16 protein-coding genes are annotated in these 16,149 nt (G+C 65.8%); 13 read left to right on the top strand and 3 right to left on the bottom strand.

The features are described 5' to 3' along the window. The 4 genes from F618_RS0104680 to F618_RS0104665 form a co-directional block, all read left to right on the top strand. On the top strand, positions 1-272 hold a 272-nt coding region (locus tag F618_RS0104680), incomplete at its 5' end, for an integrase core domain-containing protein (RefSeq protein WP_019567891.1). A 482-nt stretch (positions 273-754) separates the two neighbouring features. After that, positions 755-2,122: a flagellar filament capping protein FliD gene (gene fliD, locus F618_RS0104675; RefSeq protein ID WP_019567890.1), complete on the top strand. Its 1,368-nt coding sequence runs from the start codon at positions 755-757 to the stop codon at positions 2,120-2,122. A gap of 39 nt (positions 2,123-2,161) precedes the next feature. Beyond that, a complete protein-coding gene (fliS, locus tag F618_RS0104670; RefSeq protein WP_019567889.1) occupies positions 2,162-2,575 on the top strand; it encodes a flagellar export chaperone FliS in 414 nt (137 codons plus the stop codon). A 47-nt stretch (positions 2,576-2,622) separates the two neighbouring features. Beyond that, the gene (locus F618_RS0104665; RefSeq protein WP_019567888.1) at positions 2,623-3,012 is read left to right on the top strand and encodes a flagellar protein FliT; all 390 of its coding nucleotides are present in this window, start codon (positions 2,623-2,625) and stop codon (positions 3,010-3,012) included. 800 nt (positions 3,013-3,812) lie between these two features. Here the strand turns inward: F618_RS0104665 and F618_RS0104660 are convergent. Both F618_RS0104660 and F618_RS0104655 read right to left on the bottom strand, forming a co-directional pair. Further along, positions 3,813-4,103, bottom strand: coding sequence for a GIY-YIG nuclease family protein (locus F618_RS0104660; protein WP_019567887.1), 291 nt, complete (start codon positions 4,101-4,103; stop codon positions 3,813-3,815). Positions 4,104-4,669: 566 nt separating this feature from the next. Beyond that, positions 4,670-6,862, bottom strand: coding sequence for a bifunctional (p)ppGpp synthetase/guanosine-3',5'-bis(diphosphate) 3'-pyrophosphohydrolase (locus tag F618_RS0104655; protein ID WP_019567886.1), 2,193 nt, complete (start codon positions 6,860-6,862; stop codon positions 4,670-4,672). Positions 6,863-6,961: 99 nt separating this feature from the next. Between F618_RS0104655 and F618_RS0104650 the strand changes: the two genes are divergently transcribed. From F618_RS0104650 to F618_RS0104625, 6 genes are all read left to right on the top strand, one after another. After that, positions 6,962-7,795, top strand: coding sequence for an alpha/beta hydrolase (locus F618_RS0104650; RefSeq protein WP_019567885.1), 834 nt, complete (start codon positions 6,962-6,964; stop codon positions 7,793-7,795). Positions 7,796-7,911: 116 nt separating this feature from the next. Further along, the gene (locus tag F618_RS0104645; RefSeq protein WP_019567884.1) at positions 7,912-8,940 is read left to right on the top strand and encodes a hypothetical protein; all 1,029 of its coding nucleotides are present in this window, start codon (positions 7,912-7,914) and stop codon (positions 8,938-8,940) included. 71 nt (positions 8,941-9,011) lie between these two features. Further along, entirely contained in the window at positions 9,012-9,758 is a 747-nt protein-coding gene (locus F618_RS0104640) for a class I SAM-dependent methyltransferase (RefSeq protein ID WP_018145628.1), read from the top strand. Between the two features lie 5 nt (positions 9,759-9,763). Next, positions 9,764-10,024 carry a DUF167 domain-containing protein gene (locus F618_RS0104635; protein WP_026331143.1) on the top strand — a complete coding sequence of 87 codons (261 nt, stop codon included), beginning with the start codon at positions 9,764-9,766 and terminating at the stop codon, positions 10,022-10,024. Positions 10,025-10,081: 57 nt separating this feature from the next. After that, a complete protein-coding gene (gene pyrC, locus F618_RS0104630) occupies positions 10,082-11,113 on the top strand; it encodes a dihydroorotase (protein WP_019567882.1) in 1,032 nt (343 codons plus the stop codon). Between the two features lie 92 nt (positions 11,114-11,205). Next, positions 11,206-11,685: a hypothetical protein gene (locus F618_RS0104625; protein WP_018169820.1), complete on the top strand. Its 480-nt coding sequence runs from the start codon at positions 11,206-11,208 to the stop codon at positions 11,683-11,685. A gap of 10 nt (positions 11,686-11,695) precedes the next feature. Here the strand turns inward: F618_RS0104625 and F618_RS0104620 are convergent, their stop codons facing one another. Continuing rightward, positions 11,696-13,666, bottom strand: a complete 1,971-nt coding sequence (locus F618_RS0104620; protein WP_019567881.1) for a bifunctional diguanylate cyclase/phosphodiesterase — start codon at positions 13,664-13,666, stop codon at positions 11,696-11,698. Between the two features lie 101 nt (positions 13,667-13,767). Between F618_RS0104620 and F618_RS0104615 the strand changes: the two genes are divergently transcribed. The 3 genes from F618_RS0104615 (at position 13,768) to F618_RS0104605 (ending at position 16,141) form a co-directional block, all read left to right on the top strand. Beyond that, complete coding sequence (locus F618_RS0104615) at positions 13,768-14,142, top strand: DUF1992 domain-containing protein (RefSeq protein ID WP_019567880.1); 375 nt, start codon at positions 13,768-13,770, stop codon at positions 14,140-14,142. Next, positions 14,139-15,227, top strand: a complete 1,089-nt coding sequence (locus tag F618_RS0104610; protein ID WP_019567879.1) for a PA0069 family radical SAM protein — start codon at positions 14,139-14,141, stop codon at positions 15,225-15,227. Before F618_RS0104615 ends, F618_RS0104610 begins: the two co-directional genes overlap by 4 nt. 104 nt (positions 15,228-15,331) lie before the next feature. Then, positions 15,332-16,141 carry a hypothetical protein gene (locus tag F618_RS0104605; protein ID WP_019562525.1) on the top strand — a complete coding sequence of 270 codons (810 nt, stop codon included), beginning with the start codon at positions 15,332-15,334 and terminating at the stop codon, positions 16,139-16,141. Positions 16,142-16,149 lie beyond the last annotated feature (8 nt).

The following is a 16,149-nucleotide window of genomic DNA, read 5'->3' as shown; positions in this document are numbered from 1 at the left end:
CCGACTGGGCCGAACAGCGCGGCGTGGAACTGAGCTTCATCCAGCCGGGCAAACCGATGCAGAACGGCTTCATCGAACGGTTCAACGGCAGCTACCGCCGCGGGGTCCTGGACCTCTACGTCTTCCGAACGCTGACCGAAGTCCGGGAACACACCGAGCAGTGGCTGCAGGACTACAACGAAACCATCCCTCACGATTCGCTGGGGGACCTGACGCCGGTCGAATACCGGCAGTTACACACCCCGGAAACCTCTAGTTATGCGTGGACCTAATCCGGGGAAGTCGACACCATCTCCAGCGACGGAGATCCCGGATAACCGCTGCGCGGTTTCCGGGATGACGCCCGCTGGGTCGGAAGCCCGAAGGTTCGTGTATACGGGCTCATGCGCATGCCGCTTCCCCGTCATCCCGGCCGAAGCGCAGCGGAGAGCCGGGATCTCCTGCGCCGGAACGCCCTTGACGGCTGTGCCACCTTCGGCGGTGGAGATCCCGGATAACTGCTGCGCGGTTTCCGGGATGACGGAGGGGGGGATGCTCGTCGCAGGCTCGAGTGGCGGGCGGGTGCCAGGTTCTGGAGATTGCTTCGCTGCGCTCGCAATGACGGGGTCTTGCGGGGCATCAAGTCAGGGGGTGGCATACCGATTTTGAGGCGGTTTTCCTGCGGCGGTCTCAAGTTTTGGGCTAGGCTGTCGTAAATAGAGATATCGCACGTGCAAAGGGTCCGAGACGTCGGACACCGAGGAGCAGAAAGACCATGGCCATCAGTTCATTGGGTGTTGGATCGGGACTGGATCTGAATCAGATCGTCGGTGATCTGATCAATGCCGAGCGGGTACCGAAAGAGCAGCGTTTCGATCGCCGCGAAGGGCGGATCGAGGCCCAAATCTCCGCGTTCGGCAACCTGACAAACAGTGTGGAGCAGGTCGGTGGCAGCCTGAGCCAGTTGGCGGGCTTCGAGCTGTCTCAGTCCGCGGAAGTTTCCGACTCCAGCGTGGCTAACGTGACCTCTGACGGCACCGCGGCGAACGGCAATTTCTCTTTGCAAGTGGATCAGCTGGCGCAGGCCCAGAGCGTGGCGACGGCGGCGGGCCAGTTCGCCGATGCGGATGCCGAGGTGGGTGCCGGCCAGCTGGAGATCAGCGTGGGTGGCGGGAACGCCATCAGCATCGATGTCGGGGAGGGCGATACCCTCCGGGACGTGCGCAACGCGATCAACGAGGCCGGTGGCGGTGTGACGGCCTCGATCGTGAATGACGGCAGTGGTGCGCGGCTGGTGCTGAATGCAACCGAAACCGGTGCCGAGAACACGATCTCGGTCGCGGTAAATGGTGGCACTGGGGCCCTGAACGAGGGTCTCGGCCGCCTGGCCAGCGACAACCTGGAAACCACTCAGGAAGCCCGGGATGCCGTGGCGGTGATCAATGGCCTGACCGTGACCAGCTCGACCAATACGCTGGACGATACGATCGAGGGCCTGAACATCGAGCTTCGCGGGACGTCCGAGTCTCCCGTTTCGGTCTCCGTGAGCGAAGACCAGGACCAGTTGCGCGAGGCCCTGCAGGGGTTTGTGGAATCTTACAACTCTCTGGTGGGGCAGACCCGCGAGTTGACCTCCTTCAACCCCGATTCCGAGGAAGGCTCGGTACTGACGGGCGACAGCACGATTCGCGGTATTCGCAGCCGCCTGGGCAACGCGCTGATCCAGCCTGCCCAGGTGCCGGACGCGAACGCCCAGACGCTCGCGGAGCTTGGGATCGTGTCCAACCGCGATGGGACGCTGGCCTTTGACGGCGCGCGCTTCGACCGTGCGATGGAGACGGACGGTTTTGACCGTGTCACGGAGATCGTGCGCGAGATCGGCGGGCGCATGCAGGAAGTAACCGATGGCTTTATCGGGCCGGAGGGGTTGATCAATGCGCGCACTGACGGTCTGCGCAACGATCTGGAACGCATTGGCCAGCAACGCGAGAATCTGGAAGTACGCTTAGAGCGGATGGAAGAACGACTGGTCGGTCAGTTCTCGCGGATGGACAGTGCCGTGGCGCAGATGCAGAGCACCGGTGATTTTCTGATGGGGCAGCTGGCGAATATGCCGCTGGCCCAGAACAATTCTCGTCGATAGTCGCCCCGGGTTGGGCGAACGGATAACGGAGACCAACGCATGTACGGACCGGGCATGAATCGCGGAGTGAACCAGTACCGGCAGTCGGGCGCACTGGCCGAGGCCCAGGTGGCGGACCCGTACCGCCTGATCCAGATGCTCTTCGAGGGCGCGCTGGAGCGGATTGCCGTGGCCAAGGGTGCCATGCAGCAGGGCAACGTGGCCCTGAAGGGCGAGAAGATCGGCAAGGCGATCGACATTGTCGAGTCCCTGCGGGCGGTGCTGGACCACAAGCACAACGGTGAGCTGGCCGGGAACCTGGATTCGCTCTATGAGTACATGAGCCGCCGCCTGCTGGAGGCCAACGCGAAGAACGATCCGGCGGCACTGGACGAGGTGGCCAAGCTGCTGCGCGAGATCAAGGCGGGCTGGGACGATATTCCGTCCGAACAACGTGTTGCCCGGGCGAGCTGACGGCCCCCTATGGACTTTCCCTCTGATTTCCAGGGCAGCCGATGACAATGACCGGCACCGATAGCCGGGAGGCGCCCGAGACCACAGGCGCCACCCTGGAGGATGCGGTCGAAGCGATCCGCGCCCACATGGCGCGGGCCGTGGCCGAAGAAGACTGGGAAGAGCTGCAGGAGCTGGACCGGCAGACGAGAGTCCTGGTGGAACGAGCCTTCGGGACCGAGCTAGTGCCGCTGCGCGATGACTCCGGTGCGGCGCTGCGCGCGGCCCTGGAGGACTTGGCGCGCTTCTACGAGACCTCCGTACAGGACCTGTCGCTACGACGGGGCGAGGTCGCGCAGCAGATCCGCGAGCTGAAGTCCGGCCGTAAGGGCACCAACGCCTACGAGACGACCCGCCGGCACTCCATGCGGACTGGGCCGGGCCACTCGGCCGACTGACGGGGCTCTGTGCCCGGTCGGGGCTTTTCGACTCTCACCAAAACCCGAACGCCACCCCTCCCGTCATCCCGGAAACCGCGGAGCAGTTATCCGGGATCTTCACGGTGCGGGCTGACCGTACGTTGGGGTGAATCTGGCGTGGGGAGATCCCGGCTCTCCGCTGCGCTGCGGCCGGGATGACGATGAGGGGGAGCGTCTAGCCGTACAGGCGTTGCGAAAAGCACTCGGAATCGCTACGAACCTTTTGTCATCCCGGAAACTGCGGAGCAGTTATCCGGGATCTTCGCGGTGTGGGCTGCCCGTGCGTTGGGGTGAATCTGGCGTGGGGAGATCCCGGCTCTCCGCTTCGCTACGGCCGGGATGACGATGAGGGGGAGCGTCTAGCCGGACAGGCGTCGGGAAAAGCACTCGGAATCACCACAAACCTTTTTGTCATCCTGGAAACTGCGGAGCAGTTATCCGGGATCTCTGCGGTGTGGGCTGCCCCCGTACGTTGGGGTAAATCCGGCGTGTGGAGATCCCGGCTCTCCGCTGCGCTGCGGCCGGGATGACGGGTTGGGATGTCGCTGTGGCTAGGAGGACGAGTCTGGGGGTTCTAGTGAGCGTATAAGCCGATGTGCCATCGACTTATGTCATTCCGGAAACCGCGCAGCGGTTATCCGGGATCCCCGTCGTTCGGGGTGGCGCAGATGTCGGGACGTTCCTGTGTGGGGAGATCCCGGCTCTTCGCTGCGCTACGGCCGGGATGACGGGTTGAGCGGGTGCCCTGCCAACTTCGAGTCTGCCACTAAGCGAATCGGCTAGAAGAGGTTGTCATAGAGGTCTCTCCAGGTGGGGTTTTCTGTTTCGACAAGGTCGATCTTCCAGGGGCGTCGCCAGCGTTTGATCTGCTTTTCGCGGCGGATGGCTTCGTCCATGGACTCGTGTTGTTCGAACCAGACGAGGCGGTGGAGCTTGTAGCGGCGGGTGAAGCCGGGTACGAGGTCGTCGCGGTGTTGGGCGATGCGGCTGGGGAGGTTGCTGGTGACGCCGGTGTACAGGGTGCCTTCTCGCCGGTTGGTCAGTATGTAGACCGCCGGGTGCTTTTCCATGGTTCGCGTCCTTGCGAAGCCAGGTATTGAGTTTGCCATGGATGTTGCGGTGGTCGCGCGTTCACCGCGTTTCGGGTGCCCTTGATCCGTGGGAGGCACAAGGGATTCCTCTGAATCCTACTCGTCATCCCGGAAACCGCGGAGCGGTTATCCGGGATCTCTGTGGCGTGGTGTGCCCGTGCGTTGGGGTGTGTCCGGCGTGGGAGATCCCGGCTCTCCGCTTCGCTACGGCCGGGATGACGGGGGGGCTCGCTTGTGGTCAGGAGGGTGAGCCTGGCGCTGGTGTGAAGGGCCAAGAAGCAGGTCGTAGCTACCGACGTCATCCCGGAAACTGCGGAGCAGTTATCCGGGATCTCTGCGGTGTAGGCTGCCCGTACGTTGGGGTAAATCCGGCGTGGGAGATCCCGGCTCTCCGCTTTGCTACGGCCGGGATGACGGGAAAAGGGGGCGCTGCGGTCGGGATGACGGGAAGGGGTGGCGCTGGGGCCGGGCGGGATGACGGGCCGGGTCGGGCGCGGCCGGCGCTACAGGGTGGGAAGGCGTACGGGCGGGATGACGTGGCGGGGTCAGGGGTTTGGGGGTAGGCGGCGGACGGTTTGGACGCTGCTGAGGGATTGGAGGCGGTCGAAGAGGTGGCTGAGTTCGCCGAGGTCGCTGAATTCGGCTTCCAGTTCCATGCGCACACTGCGGTCTTCGCGGTTGGTTTCGGTGTTTACGCGCAGGAGGTTGATGCCGCATTCGGAGAAGGCGTTGCCGACTTCGCCCAGCAGGCCGGGGCGGTCGTGGGCATCCACCTCCAGGGTGATCGCCTCGCGTTCGGGCTCTTCGCCCCAGGAGACGGGGATCAGGCGGCCGCGTTTGTCTTCCGGCATGTGCAGGATGTTCACGCAGTCGCTGCGGTGCACGGAGACGCCGGCGCCGCGGGTAATGAAGCCGATGATCGGATCCCCGGTCTGCGGATTGCAGCACTGGGCGCGCGTGGTGAGCAGCCCGCCGACGCCGCGGATTCGGATGTCGTCCGGTTTGGCTTCCCCCTCGTGGCGGCGCGGCCGCTGGGGTGCAGGAGTGGTGGCCGGCTGTTCCCCCGTGCGGGCGTCGCGCAGCTGGTGGGAAATGCGTCCGGCGATCTGGGCGGTGGTGACATCCCCCGCGCCCAGCGCAATCAGGAGTTCGTCGAAGGTCTGATACTTCATTGCCTCGGCCAGCGCGCTGCGGTCGAGGTTGTGGCCGCAGCCGAGGCGCTGGCATTCGCGATCGAACAGGTGCTTGCCGGTCGCCAGGTGTTCGTCCTGGTGCTGCTGACGAAACCAGGTGCGGACCTTGGAGCGCGCGCGGGCGGTGTTGAGATAGCCCAGCGCGGGGCTCAGCCAGTCGCGGCTGGGTCCGCCTTCGCGGGTGGTCAGGATCTCCACGCGCTCGCCGGACTTCAGTTTGTAGGTGAGCGGGACGATATGGCCGTCGACCTTGGCGCCTCGGCAGCGGTGACCGACCTCGGTGTGGACGGCGTAGGCGAAGTCCAGCGGAGTCGCGCCCTGGGACAGGTCCAGCACTTCGCCCTGGGGCGTGAGCACGAACACGCGCTGGTGCAGCGGTTCGCTCTGGATCTCGTCGAGCAGGTTCTGGTCGGAGTTGTCCGCGGCCTCAAGCAGTTGCCGCAGGCTGTTGATGGCGCGGTTGAGGGCCTGATCCTCACGCCCGCCTTCCTTGTAGCGCCAATGCGCGGCGACCCCGAGTTCGGCGAAGTCGTCCATCTCGCGGGTGCGGATCTGCACCTCCACGACCTTGCCCTCGGGCCCGAGGACGGCGGTATGCAGCGACTGGTATCCGTTGTCCTTGGGGTTGGCGATGTAGTCGTCGAACTCGCTGGGCAGGTGGCGCCAGTCGTTGTGCACGATGCCGAGCACGGTGTAGCAGGTGGCCAGCTGGTCGACGATCACGCGGGTGGCACGCAGGTCGTATAGCTCGGACAGGGCCATGCGCTTGCGCTGCAACTTCTTCCAGATGCTGTAGATGTGCTTTGGCCGGCCGAACACCCGCGCCTCGATGCCGTCCGCCTGCAGGCGCGTCTTCAGTGTGCGGGCGAATTCCTCGACGTAGGCTTCTCTTTCGGTGCGGTTTTCTTCCAGGCCAACAGCGATGTCGCGGTAGGTTTCCGGTTCCAGGATGCGCAGGGCGAGGTCTTCCATCTCCCACTTGAGCTGGCCGACCCCCAGACGGTTGGCCAGCGGCGCGATGACGTCGAGGGTCTCCTGGGCGAGAACGCGGGCGCTGTCGTCGGGCTCGCGGACGACCATGCGCAGATGCTGGACGCGAAACGCCAGCTTGATCAGCACGGCACGCACGTCGTCCACCATGGCCATCAGCATGCGGCGCAGGCGTTCGGCCTGTTCCGGACGCCCGGCCGGGGCCTCGAAGCGGCGGCGGACCAGCGCGGCAACGTTGGTCGTCAGCCGGGCAACCGCGGCACCGAAGCGCTGCTCGAGGTCGGCCGGCTTGAGCAGATCCGCCAGATAAACGGGCACGAGCAGGGTCGCGATCAGGGTCTGCCGATCCACATTGAGATGGCGCAGGATCTCCGCCACGTCCAGCGGATGCGATTCGAGCCCGGCGGTATCGACGGCCTCCAGCGCCTGATCCAGTGCCTCGGCCAGCTGCAGGCCGGTGGCGTCGTCCAGGGGCTGGCTGCCCGCGAAATGGCGCAGTAACGCGTCGCGGTCGAGCCCCTGCAGATCGGTATTGGTCAGCAGCGAATGGCGCATGAAGGCAATCGTCGAAACGGAGCGAGGCCCCTATTGTACGGGAGCGTAAAGGCCGGCGAGTGGCTTGCGAACGGCACGGACGGGGGGCAGGATCGGGGTATGGCCAACTTGTTCAAGATCCTGGTATTCGCGGGGCTGGGTTATGTCCTGATCACCGGGTTGATCTTTATCACCCAGGACCGCCTGATCTACATGCCTTCCAGCACCATCACCAGCACGCCGGAGCGCATCGGGCTGGACTACGAGGATGTCGAGCTGGTCACCGAGGATGGGGTTCGGATTCATGGCTGGTTCGTGCCGGGGCCCGGGGGCGACACGCCCGTGCTGCTCTTCCTGCATGGCAATGCCGGAAACATCGGCCACCGGTTGCATTCCCTACGGCAGTTCCACGAGTTGGGAATGGCCGTGCTGATCATCGATTACCGCGGCTACGGGCGGAGTGCAGGGCGCCCGGACGAGGCCGGCACCTATGCGGATGCCCGCGCCGCCTGGCAGTACCTGATCGACGACCGTTCGATTCCGCCGGAGGAGATCGTGCTGTTTGGCCGGTCGCTGGGGGCGGCGGTCGCGGCGGAACTGGCAACGGGCGTGGAGCCGGGGGCGGTGATCCTGGAATCCGCCTTTACCTCCGCGGCGGATCTGGGGGCGCGGCATTACCCCTGGCTCCCGGTGCGGGCGCTTCTGCGGCACCAATACGACACCCTGGGCCGGGTGGGCGCGATCTCCGCGCCGATCCTGCTGGCCCATAGTGCCGAAGACGAGATCGTGCCATTCGAGCATGCCAAACGCCTGCGGGCCGCCGCTACGGATGCGTGGGTGCTGGAGCTGGAGGGTGGGCACAACGACGCCTTCCTGACCACGGGCGACGACTACACGGAGGGCCTGCGGGCGTTCCTCCGCGATGCGGGCGTGTCGGTCGACGGCCCTCAATGACGAACGGATCAAGCGACTGGGCAGGGCAGGTCGTTGGGAGAATCCGTGTTTCGATCGTGGGAGATTGGTAGACTCCGCGGTTGTTTTGGCTGGAATGGATCTCCCTGGCGCCTGGAATGAGCGAACCTGCCGCAAAATCCCCCCTGACCCTTACCTACTGTGGTGACGAGCCCCCGGAATGCGCGTCGGCACCGGTGGTGATCCGCTTTGGCGGGGTGAGCGGCGTGGAACGCAAGCCCGGGCGTCTGGATATCCGCGTGGGGCTGGAGCCTCTGGGCGTCGAATCGGGCTGGACGGAGTGCTGGTCGCTGCCGGACGGCGCCGAGGGCGAGACCGGGGTGGATGGGTCCCTGAGCTACCTCCGCCATAAGGATTGCCTGATCGGTTGCTGGATTCAGCCGCTGGATGCCGCAGGCGACCCGGATCCCCTGACCGAGCGCGCGTACCGCGAGATCCTGGCTAGCTGCCGGTCGCTGGGTTTCGAGCACCTGGTGCGGGTGTGGAACTATCTTCCCGCGATCAATGACCCGGTCGCTGGCCAGGAGCGCTACCGTGGTTTCTGCAGCGGGCGGGCGCGGGTGTTCGAGGCATTCCCGGAGTACGAACAGTTCCTGCCGGCGGCGACGGCGATTGGCACGCATTCCGACGGCTTGCTGATCTATTTCATTGCCACCCGCGAGGCGGCCGCGCGTATCGAGAATCCGCGCCAGGTCAGCGCGTATCACTACCCGCGTCAGTACGGGCCACGCAGCCCTTCGTTCGCCCGCGCCAGTCTGTGGCAGTCGGGACCGGAATCGGCCGAACTGTTTATCTCGGGCACCGCCAGTATTGTCGGCCATGAAAGCCGGCATGTCGGGGATCTGGAGGCGCAGATCGACGAAAGCCTGCGCAATGTCGGTGTCCTGCTGGAACAGGCCGCCACGGATCACCCGGTTCGGGTGGAGAGGCCGCGCGACCTGTCGCTGCTCAAGGTGTACCTGCGCCATGCGGCCGATGCATCGGCCGCGGAACGTCACTTGCGCGCGCGCCTTGGTCACGATGTGCCGTGCCTGTTGCTGCACGGGGATATCTGCCGCGAGGAGTTGCTGGTGGAGATCGAGGGACTTTATTCGGAGCGTCTGACCACGACGTTCGCGACACCATGAAGGATTGATGCCGGGCCGGTCAGGCCGCCGACTTGCGGTGGCGCCGGTCCCTTGCCTGGGGAGTACACGCAATGCAGCCAACCACCAAGAAGCCACACCCGGTCCTGAAGGACTACTACGGGGATGAAGCCAGCCGGCGCGCCTACGTCGACGACCTGTTCGACCGGACTGCCCCGTATTACGACCGAATCCTGCGGGTCGGCTTCTTCGGCACCGGGCAGTCGTATCGCCGGTTTGTCCTGAAACAATCCGGTCTCGAGGCCGGCATGGAGGTGCTGGACGTGGCCACCGGCACCGGCCCGGTTGCGGAGGAGATCCGCAAGGTGGTGGGCGATGACCACCTGACCTGCGTGGACCCGAGCCGCGGCATGATGGATGTGGCCCGAACCAAGATGGATGCCACGTTCGTGCAGAGCCTGGGCGAACAAATGCCCTTGCGCGACCAGCAGTACGACCGGTTGTACATGGGGTATGGGCTTCGCCATGTGCGCGACCTGCACGAGTTGTTCAGCGAGTACTTCCGTGTGCTGAAGCCGGGCGGGCGCTGCACCATTCTCGAGGTCTCGCGGCCACGTACGAAGTTCCAGTTTGGCCTGGCGCGTTTCTATTTCCGCGATTTTGTGCCGTTCGTGGGCAAGGTGCTCACCCGCGACCCGGACGGGCAACTGTTGATGCGCTATTTCTGGGACACCATCGATCAGTGCGTCCCCCCGGACGACATCATGGAAACCCTGCGATCCGTCGGTTTCGAGGACGTGCAGCGCAATGTGCAGCTCGGCGTCTTCAGCGCCTACATGGCGACGCGCCCGGCCGGGTAGGGTTTTTGGGCCGGTTGAAGGTCAAGGTGGCGCCCGGGAGCAAGCGCAACGCCATTGGTGACTGGATGGGTGACACCCTCAAGCTGAAGGTGCAGGCGCCGCCGGAGAAGGGCCGTGCGAACGAGGCCGTGGTGGCCTTGCTGGCCGCGGAACTGGGGTGTTCGAAGTCGGCCGTGCAGGTGGTGGCCGGTGCGACCTCGCGCAGCAAGACCGTGGTGGTCGAGGGCTGGTCCGAGGCCGAGTTGCACCGCGCGTTATCCTCATGACTCATACACTGTGACGGGGCCCAGTACCGGACGGCCCCCCTGCGAAGGGAACTACGGATGAACCGCCTGACCCTGACCCGACCGGACGACTGGCACCTGCACCTGCGCGATGGCGATGTGCTGGCGACGGTACTGCCGGATACGGCGCGCCGCTTCCGCCGCGCCATCATCATGCCCAACCTGAAACCGCCAGTGACGACGGTGGAGGCCGCCGTCGAGTACCGCGACCGCATCCTGGCGGCGCTGCCGGAAGAGGCGGACTTCGAGCCCCTGATGACGCTGTACCTGACCGAGGGCACGACACCGGGCATGATCGACGCGGCGAAGGCCTCCGGGTTCGTGCACGGGGTCAAGCTCTATCCCGCGGGTGCCACCACCAATGCGGCCAGTGGCGTGACCGATATCCGCCGCTGCTATCCGGTGTTCGAGGCGATGCAGCGGGTGGATCTGCCGTTGCTGATACACGGCGAGGTGACCGATCCGGACGTGGACATCTTCGATCGCGAGGCGGTGTTTATCGAGCGCCACCTGGAGCCGCTGATCCGCGATTTTCCGGAGCTTCGGGTGGTGCTGGAACACATCACCACCGAGTCGGCCGTGCAGTTCATCCAGGACGGGCCGGCCAATGTCGGCTCCACGATCACGCCCCAGCACCTGCTGTACAACCGCAATGCGCTGTTCGCGGGCGGCATGCGGCCGCATCACTTCTGCCTGCCGATCCTGAAGCGCGAACGCCATCGCAAGGCGCTGCTCGAGGCGGCCACCAGTGGCCACCCGCGCTTCTTCCTGGGGACCGACAGTGCTCCGCATCCACGCCACGCGAAGGAGTCGGCGTGTGGCTGTGCGGGTATCTATTCCGCGCACGCGGCCATCGAGCTGTACGCGGAGGCCTTTGCCGCGGCGGATGCACTGGACCGGCTGGAGGGCTTTGCCAGCCATTTTGGCCCCGATTTTTACAAACTGCCGCGCAATACCGACAAGCTGACGCTGGAGCGGTCCCCGTGGACCGTACCGGAGGCCGTACTGTTCGGGCATGATCCGGGTGTGCCCCTGCGCGCGGGCGAGACGATCGCCTGGCAGCTGGCGTAGTCCAGCCTCCGGAAGCGGCCGGCGTGGCGAACCCTGTAACGGCTCGGCGGTCAGCAGGGTAGACGAGTACGGTACAAGACGAGGATGGAGACATGACCGAACCCAATGTGCAACGCGGGACTTTGTTGTTCTGGATGGCCATCAGCCTGGGGGTGGCGTTGCTGATCGTGGCTCTGGGGGTCGGGCTGGAGCCGGCCGGCGCGCCGATCCTGCGCGCGCCGCTTAGCTCGCCGGCCGCCGGTGCCCTGGGCTTCGGTCTGCTGATGGTATGGGCCGCGTATGCCTACGCGCTGTCCGCCGGACGTGCCGCGGGCAGCCAGGAGATGGGGGTGGTGATCCTCAACCTTGGGCTCCCGGTGGCCCTGATCCTGCTGTGGCGTGCCGAACTGAACGCGCTGGCGTTCTTCGTCGCGCTGGGCTGGGCGCTGACCCTGGGTGGCATGGCCGTGCGTCTGTTCCGGCGCGAGGCCCTGGCCGGCGTGATGATGTTGCCGCTGATCGGAGTCAGCCTGACGGCGATCCTGCTGTCGCTGACGCTCTGGGTGCTGCCGGCCGCGACCGGCGGGGCCTGAGGCCGGATTCCTATCCGGCGGCCGGCGCCGCTCGATTGGTGTCCGGCTTCAGCGCTGGCGCGCGGCGGCAGTGATCGAAAAAGGCATTGGCATCCATGGGCCGGGCGAACAGGAACCCCTGAAAGAGCAAGTCACCGTGGGTGGTCAGCCAGCGGTACTGGGCCTCGGTCTCGACCCCTTCGGCCACCACCGCCAGACCGAATTGGCGTGCGATGTCGCAGATTGTGCGCACCATGGCCTGGTCGTCCGGGTCGTGGTCGACCTGGCGGACGAAGCTCCGGTCGATCTTGAGTTCGTCGAACGGAAGACGCTTCAGGTAGCTGAGCGAGGAAAAGCCGGTCCCGAAATCGTCCATCGAGAAGCGCAGGCCCATTTGCCGCAGGGCCTGCATGATGTGGATCACCCGGTCGGTATCCTCCGCCACCACGTGCTCGGTGATCTCGAGCGTGATGCGGTGGGCGTGTTCACGGCCCAGATAGCGGGTGATCAGGTCCTGGATGCGGTGGACAAAGTTCAGGTGTACCAGTTGCCGCGGGCTGATGTTGATTGCGAGCTGCTCCAGGGGGAACCCGGCGCGATCCCAGTCGCGCAAGGCCTGGAACGCTCGCGCGATGACCGCGTCGCCCAGTTCGCTGATATAGCCGGTCTGTTCGGCGATGGGGATGAACTCGGCGGGTGATACGGCGCCCAGCTCGGCGCTGTGCCAGCGAATCAGGGTCTCGGCGCTGCGGATCCGCCCAGTGGTGTCCACCTGGGGCTGGAACAGGACCTCGATCTCGCGATTGTGCAACGCAAAGTGCAGGCAGCGCTCGATCTGCAGATGCCGCTCCACCGCCCGCGACAACTCGTCGCTGAAGACGACCACGCCGTCGCGCCCGCGGTCCTTCACTTCGTACATGGCGATATCGGCCTCGCGCACGAGCTGATGCGAGTCGACCGGCTGCGCGGGCTCGATCAGGCGGATCCCGATGCTCGCGCTCACGTGCAGGTGATGGTTACGGATAATGTAGGGCGTCTTGACCACCTGAAGCAGCGAATGCGCCAGGCGGCGCGCGGCGCGCTCGCAGGTCTGGCGGTCTTCCTTGCCAGGGGCCACGATGACGAACTCGTCGCCGCCCAGGCGGGCGAGGTGGTGGCCCGGGGGCAGGGTGTTGGCGAAGTCGCGCGTCACGGACTTCAGCAGTTCGTCGCCGATGTCGTGCCCCAGCAGGTCGTTGACCGTCTTGAAATGGTCCAGATCGATCAGCAGCAGGTACGAGTGCTGTCCGTGATGCTGCAGGACCTCGAGGCTTTGTTCGAGATGCTCGATGAAGGCGGCGCGATTGTTCAGTCCGGTCAGGGCATCGTGGGAAGCCTGATGGAAGCTGTTGCGGAGCAACCCGAAGCTGCTGTTGGCCGCGTAGAACAGGACCAGGGCAAGGGTGGCCGAGAACGCCGCCAGGACATAGCTGTACCAATCCCCGATCAGCAGGAAATATCCGGCCAGTGGCGCCATCATGGCGGGGATCAATGGCCGGAAGACCCAGGGGGCCGGATAGAGCAGCGCCGCAACCACCGTGGTGGCGCCGATCTGCGTGAAAATGGCGATGTAGTGGAGATTGTGCGAGTCCAGACGCACAAAGATCAGGAAGATCGCGGTCCACAGCGCCAAGTAGAGATACAGGAAGAGGGTGAGGTGCAGCCGCCAGCGGAGCCGTTGCTCCGGTGACAAGGGCGAGCGGTGATAACGCCAGTACAGCTGCAGGCCCCAGAGCGATGCGGCAAACATCACGCTGTACCAGGCTGCAGCCGCGGTGAATGCCCCGTGCAGCGCACCCAGCAGGATGTAGCCCAGGCCGGGGACCAGGGACAGCGCCACCAGCACCGGGATCTGGCGCGTCAGATAGGTGTCGAACTGGGGATCGGCGCGTAGTGCCTCGCGGGCCGGAACAAGCGCGCGTACGCTGGAAGCCGGTGGATTGTCTCGCGGGGTGAGTGCCATCGGGGTCCAGACGGAGATGGTTTGTGGAAGGGCTGGACGTTACGGTAAATCAGTCGGGGGCTCAACAGGCGTGGCCCGGCGCATGAACAACGGACTATGGGATGTTGCTGACCGAGTTACAGATCGAGGCCCGGCTGGCCGATGCGGCGCGCCGCGGGGAGTTCGATGACCTCCCGGGGGCGGGTCGACCCCTGGAACTGGATGATGACAGCGCGGTGCCGCAAGAGCTGCGCATGGCCTTCCGGGTGATGAAGAACGCCGGCTATGTCCCCGAGGCCGTGCAACTGAGGGGCGAGATCGCCTCCACGGAGGCGTTGCTGCAGGCGGCGGACGACGAGGCGGCGCGCCAGCAGGCGGCCAAGCGTCTGCGCTTGCTGCTCGACCGGCTGAACCGCAGCGATGCGGGTCGGGGCATGCTCTCCGAGTCCGGCTATTTCCGACAGCTGTGCGAGCGCATGGATGGCCCCAACGAATGAAACCGGTCCATGGACCGACCAAGGGCCGGGGCGCGACCATCGATCCCCATGCCCGCTTCGAGTCGACCCGGAACGAACCCTTCGACGACGGGTGGGTCGGTGATGGCGAGGCACCGGCGCCGCTGCGCACCGAGGTGACGGTGGAGCACCCGCGCAGCGTCCTGTCCTGGAATCAGTCCCCGGATGTGCCATTCGAGCTCTCCCTGAACCCTTATCGTGGCTGCGAGCACGGCTGTGCCTACTGCTTTGCGCGGCCGGCCCATGCCTATGTGGCCCTTTCGCCGGGGCTCGACTTCGAGAGCCGGCTGTTCGCCAAGGTCGGCGCGGCCGACTGCCTGCGGCGCGAACTGGCGCGACCGTCCCATCGGGTGACGCCGTTGGCGCTCGGGATCAACACCGATGCGTACCAGCCGATCGAACGTGAATGGCGGATCACGCGCGAGCTGCTGGAGGTGCTGGCCGAGACCGGGCACCCCGTATCCATTGTGACCAAGTCCGCACTGGTCGAGCGCGACCTGGATTTGCTGGGTCCGATGGCGGAGCGCGGACTGGTGCAGGTGGCGATCTCGGTGACGACCCTGGATCGCGGGCTGTCGCGACATCTGGAGCCGCGCGCGGCGGCCCCGCAACGGCGCTTGCAGACCGTGGAGCGGCTTACGGCGGCGGGCGTCCCCGTCAGCTTGCTGGTGGCGCCGTTGATCCCCGTGCTCACGGACGGGGAGCTGGAGGTCTTGCTGGATGCCGGGGCGGCGGCGGGCGCAGTGGCCGCCGGCTATGTACTGCTCCGGCTCCCGCGTGAGGTGGCCCCACTGTTCGAGGACTGGTTGCGCACCCATCACCCGCTCAAGGCGGAGCACATACTGCAGCGCCTGCGCGAGGCGCATGGGGGCAAGCTCTACGATTCCACCTTCGGTCACCGGATGCGCGGTGCCGGGCCGTATGCGGAGCTGTTGCGGCAGCGCTTCCGGCTGGCGCGGCGCCGGGCGGGCCTGGCCGGACGTCTCGTGGAGCTGGACTGCAACCAGTTTGTCCCGCCCGCGCGCCCGCAGGAGGCGCGGTCCGAAGGGCAGCTCGATCTCTTCTGACGTCCGCGAATGCGGTCCGGCGGGCGCCATTGTCCCGAGGATGCTTCTCCCGCGGACGGGGTGTTCTGGTTTACAGTGGCGCCAACACCACGACAGGGCGGACGATGCCGCAGAATCCAACCATGAGTACCGACGATGCGGCCTGGTGGGGGCGCCGGGCACTTGCATCGGGGCAACATGGACGCTGGTCCATCGGCCCCCTGGACCTCTGGCTGCTGCACGGCGAGCAGGAATGGCAGATGGTCCTGGAACGCCCGCGCGACCCCGCCGATGCCACACTGGCGATCGATGTTCCCTGCGCCGATGCGTTCCCTGCCGACGCGAACGACCTGCTGCGTTTTGCCGGATCCCCGGCGGATTCGGTACCGGAGCTGCGGGTGGCCCTGGCGGATCGGCCGATGGTCAGCCGGCCGCAGAACCCCTTCTATGTGCCAGCCCGCGGTCAGGTCACGCTTTATCTGAGTTCCCCGGCCTGGGTGCAGCTGCACCTGGGCGAGGCCATGGTGCAGGAGTTTCCGGTCTATACGCCGTCCGATACCTGGTTCGGCCCGAATACCGTGAACGGGGAGCTCTGTTATGCCACTCGCACCCAGGCTCGCCTGGACCTGGCCGACGTGCCCGTGCGCCCGCACCGCGTCATCACGCCGCTGACCATCGAGAACAAGGCTTCGGATGCCCTGTTCCTGGAACGCGTGAACCTGCCGGTGCCGCGCCTTCCGGTGTTCGCCGACGAGCACCACCGGTTGTGGACCCCGGCGGTGCGCATGGAGCGCGAGGAAGATCGCGACATGGCAGACATGAAGATCGACTCCGGGCCCCCCGGCGTGGCCGGCGGGGCCCAGCGCATCGCCGAACCCCGCCAGGCCGGGGGGCGGCATTTGATGGTCAGGGCGTTCACCGCCCTGTTTCAGTAGGGAGCTTC

It is taken from the genome of Thioalkalivibrio sp. ALMg13-2 (assembly GCF_000381185.1).
GTDB lineage: Bacteria > Pseudomonadota > Gammaproteobacteria > Ectothiorhodospirales > Ectothiorhodospiraceae > Thioalkalivibrio > Thioalkalivibrio versutus.
The sequence above is the reverse complement of the archived record's forward strand: the minus strand, read 5'-3'. Positions and strand labels throughout refer to the sequence as shown.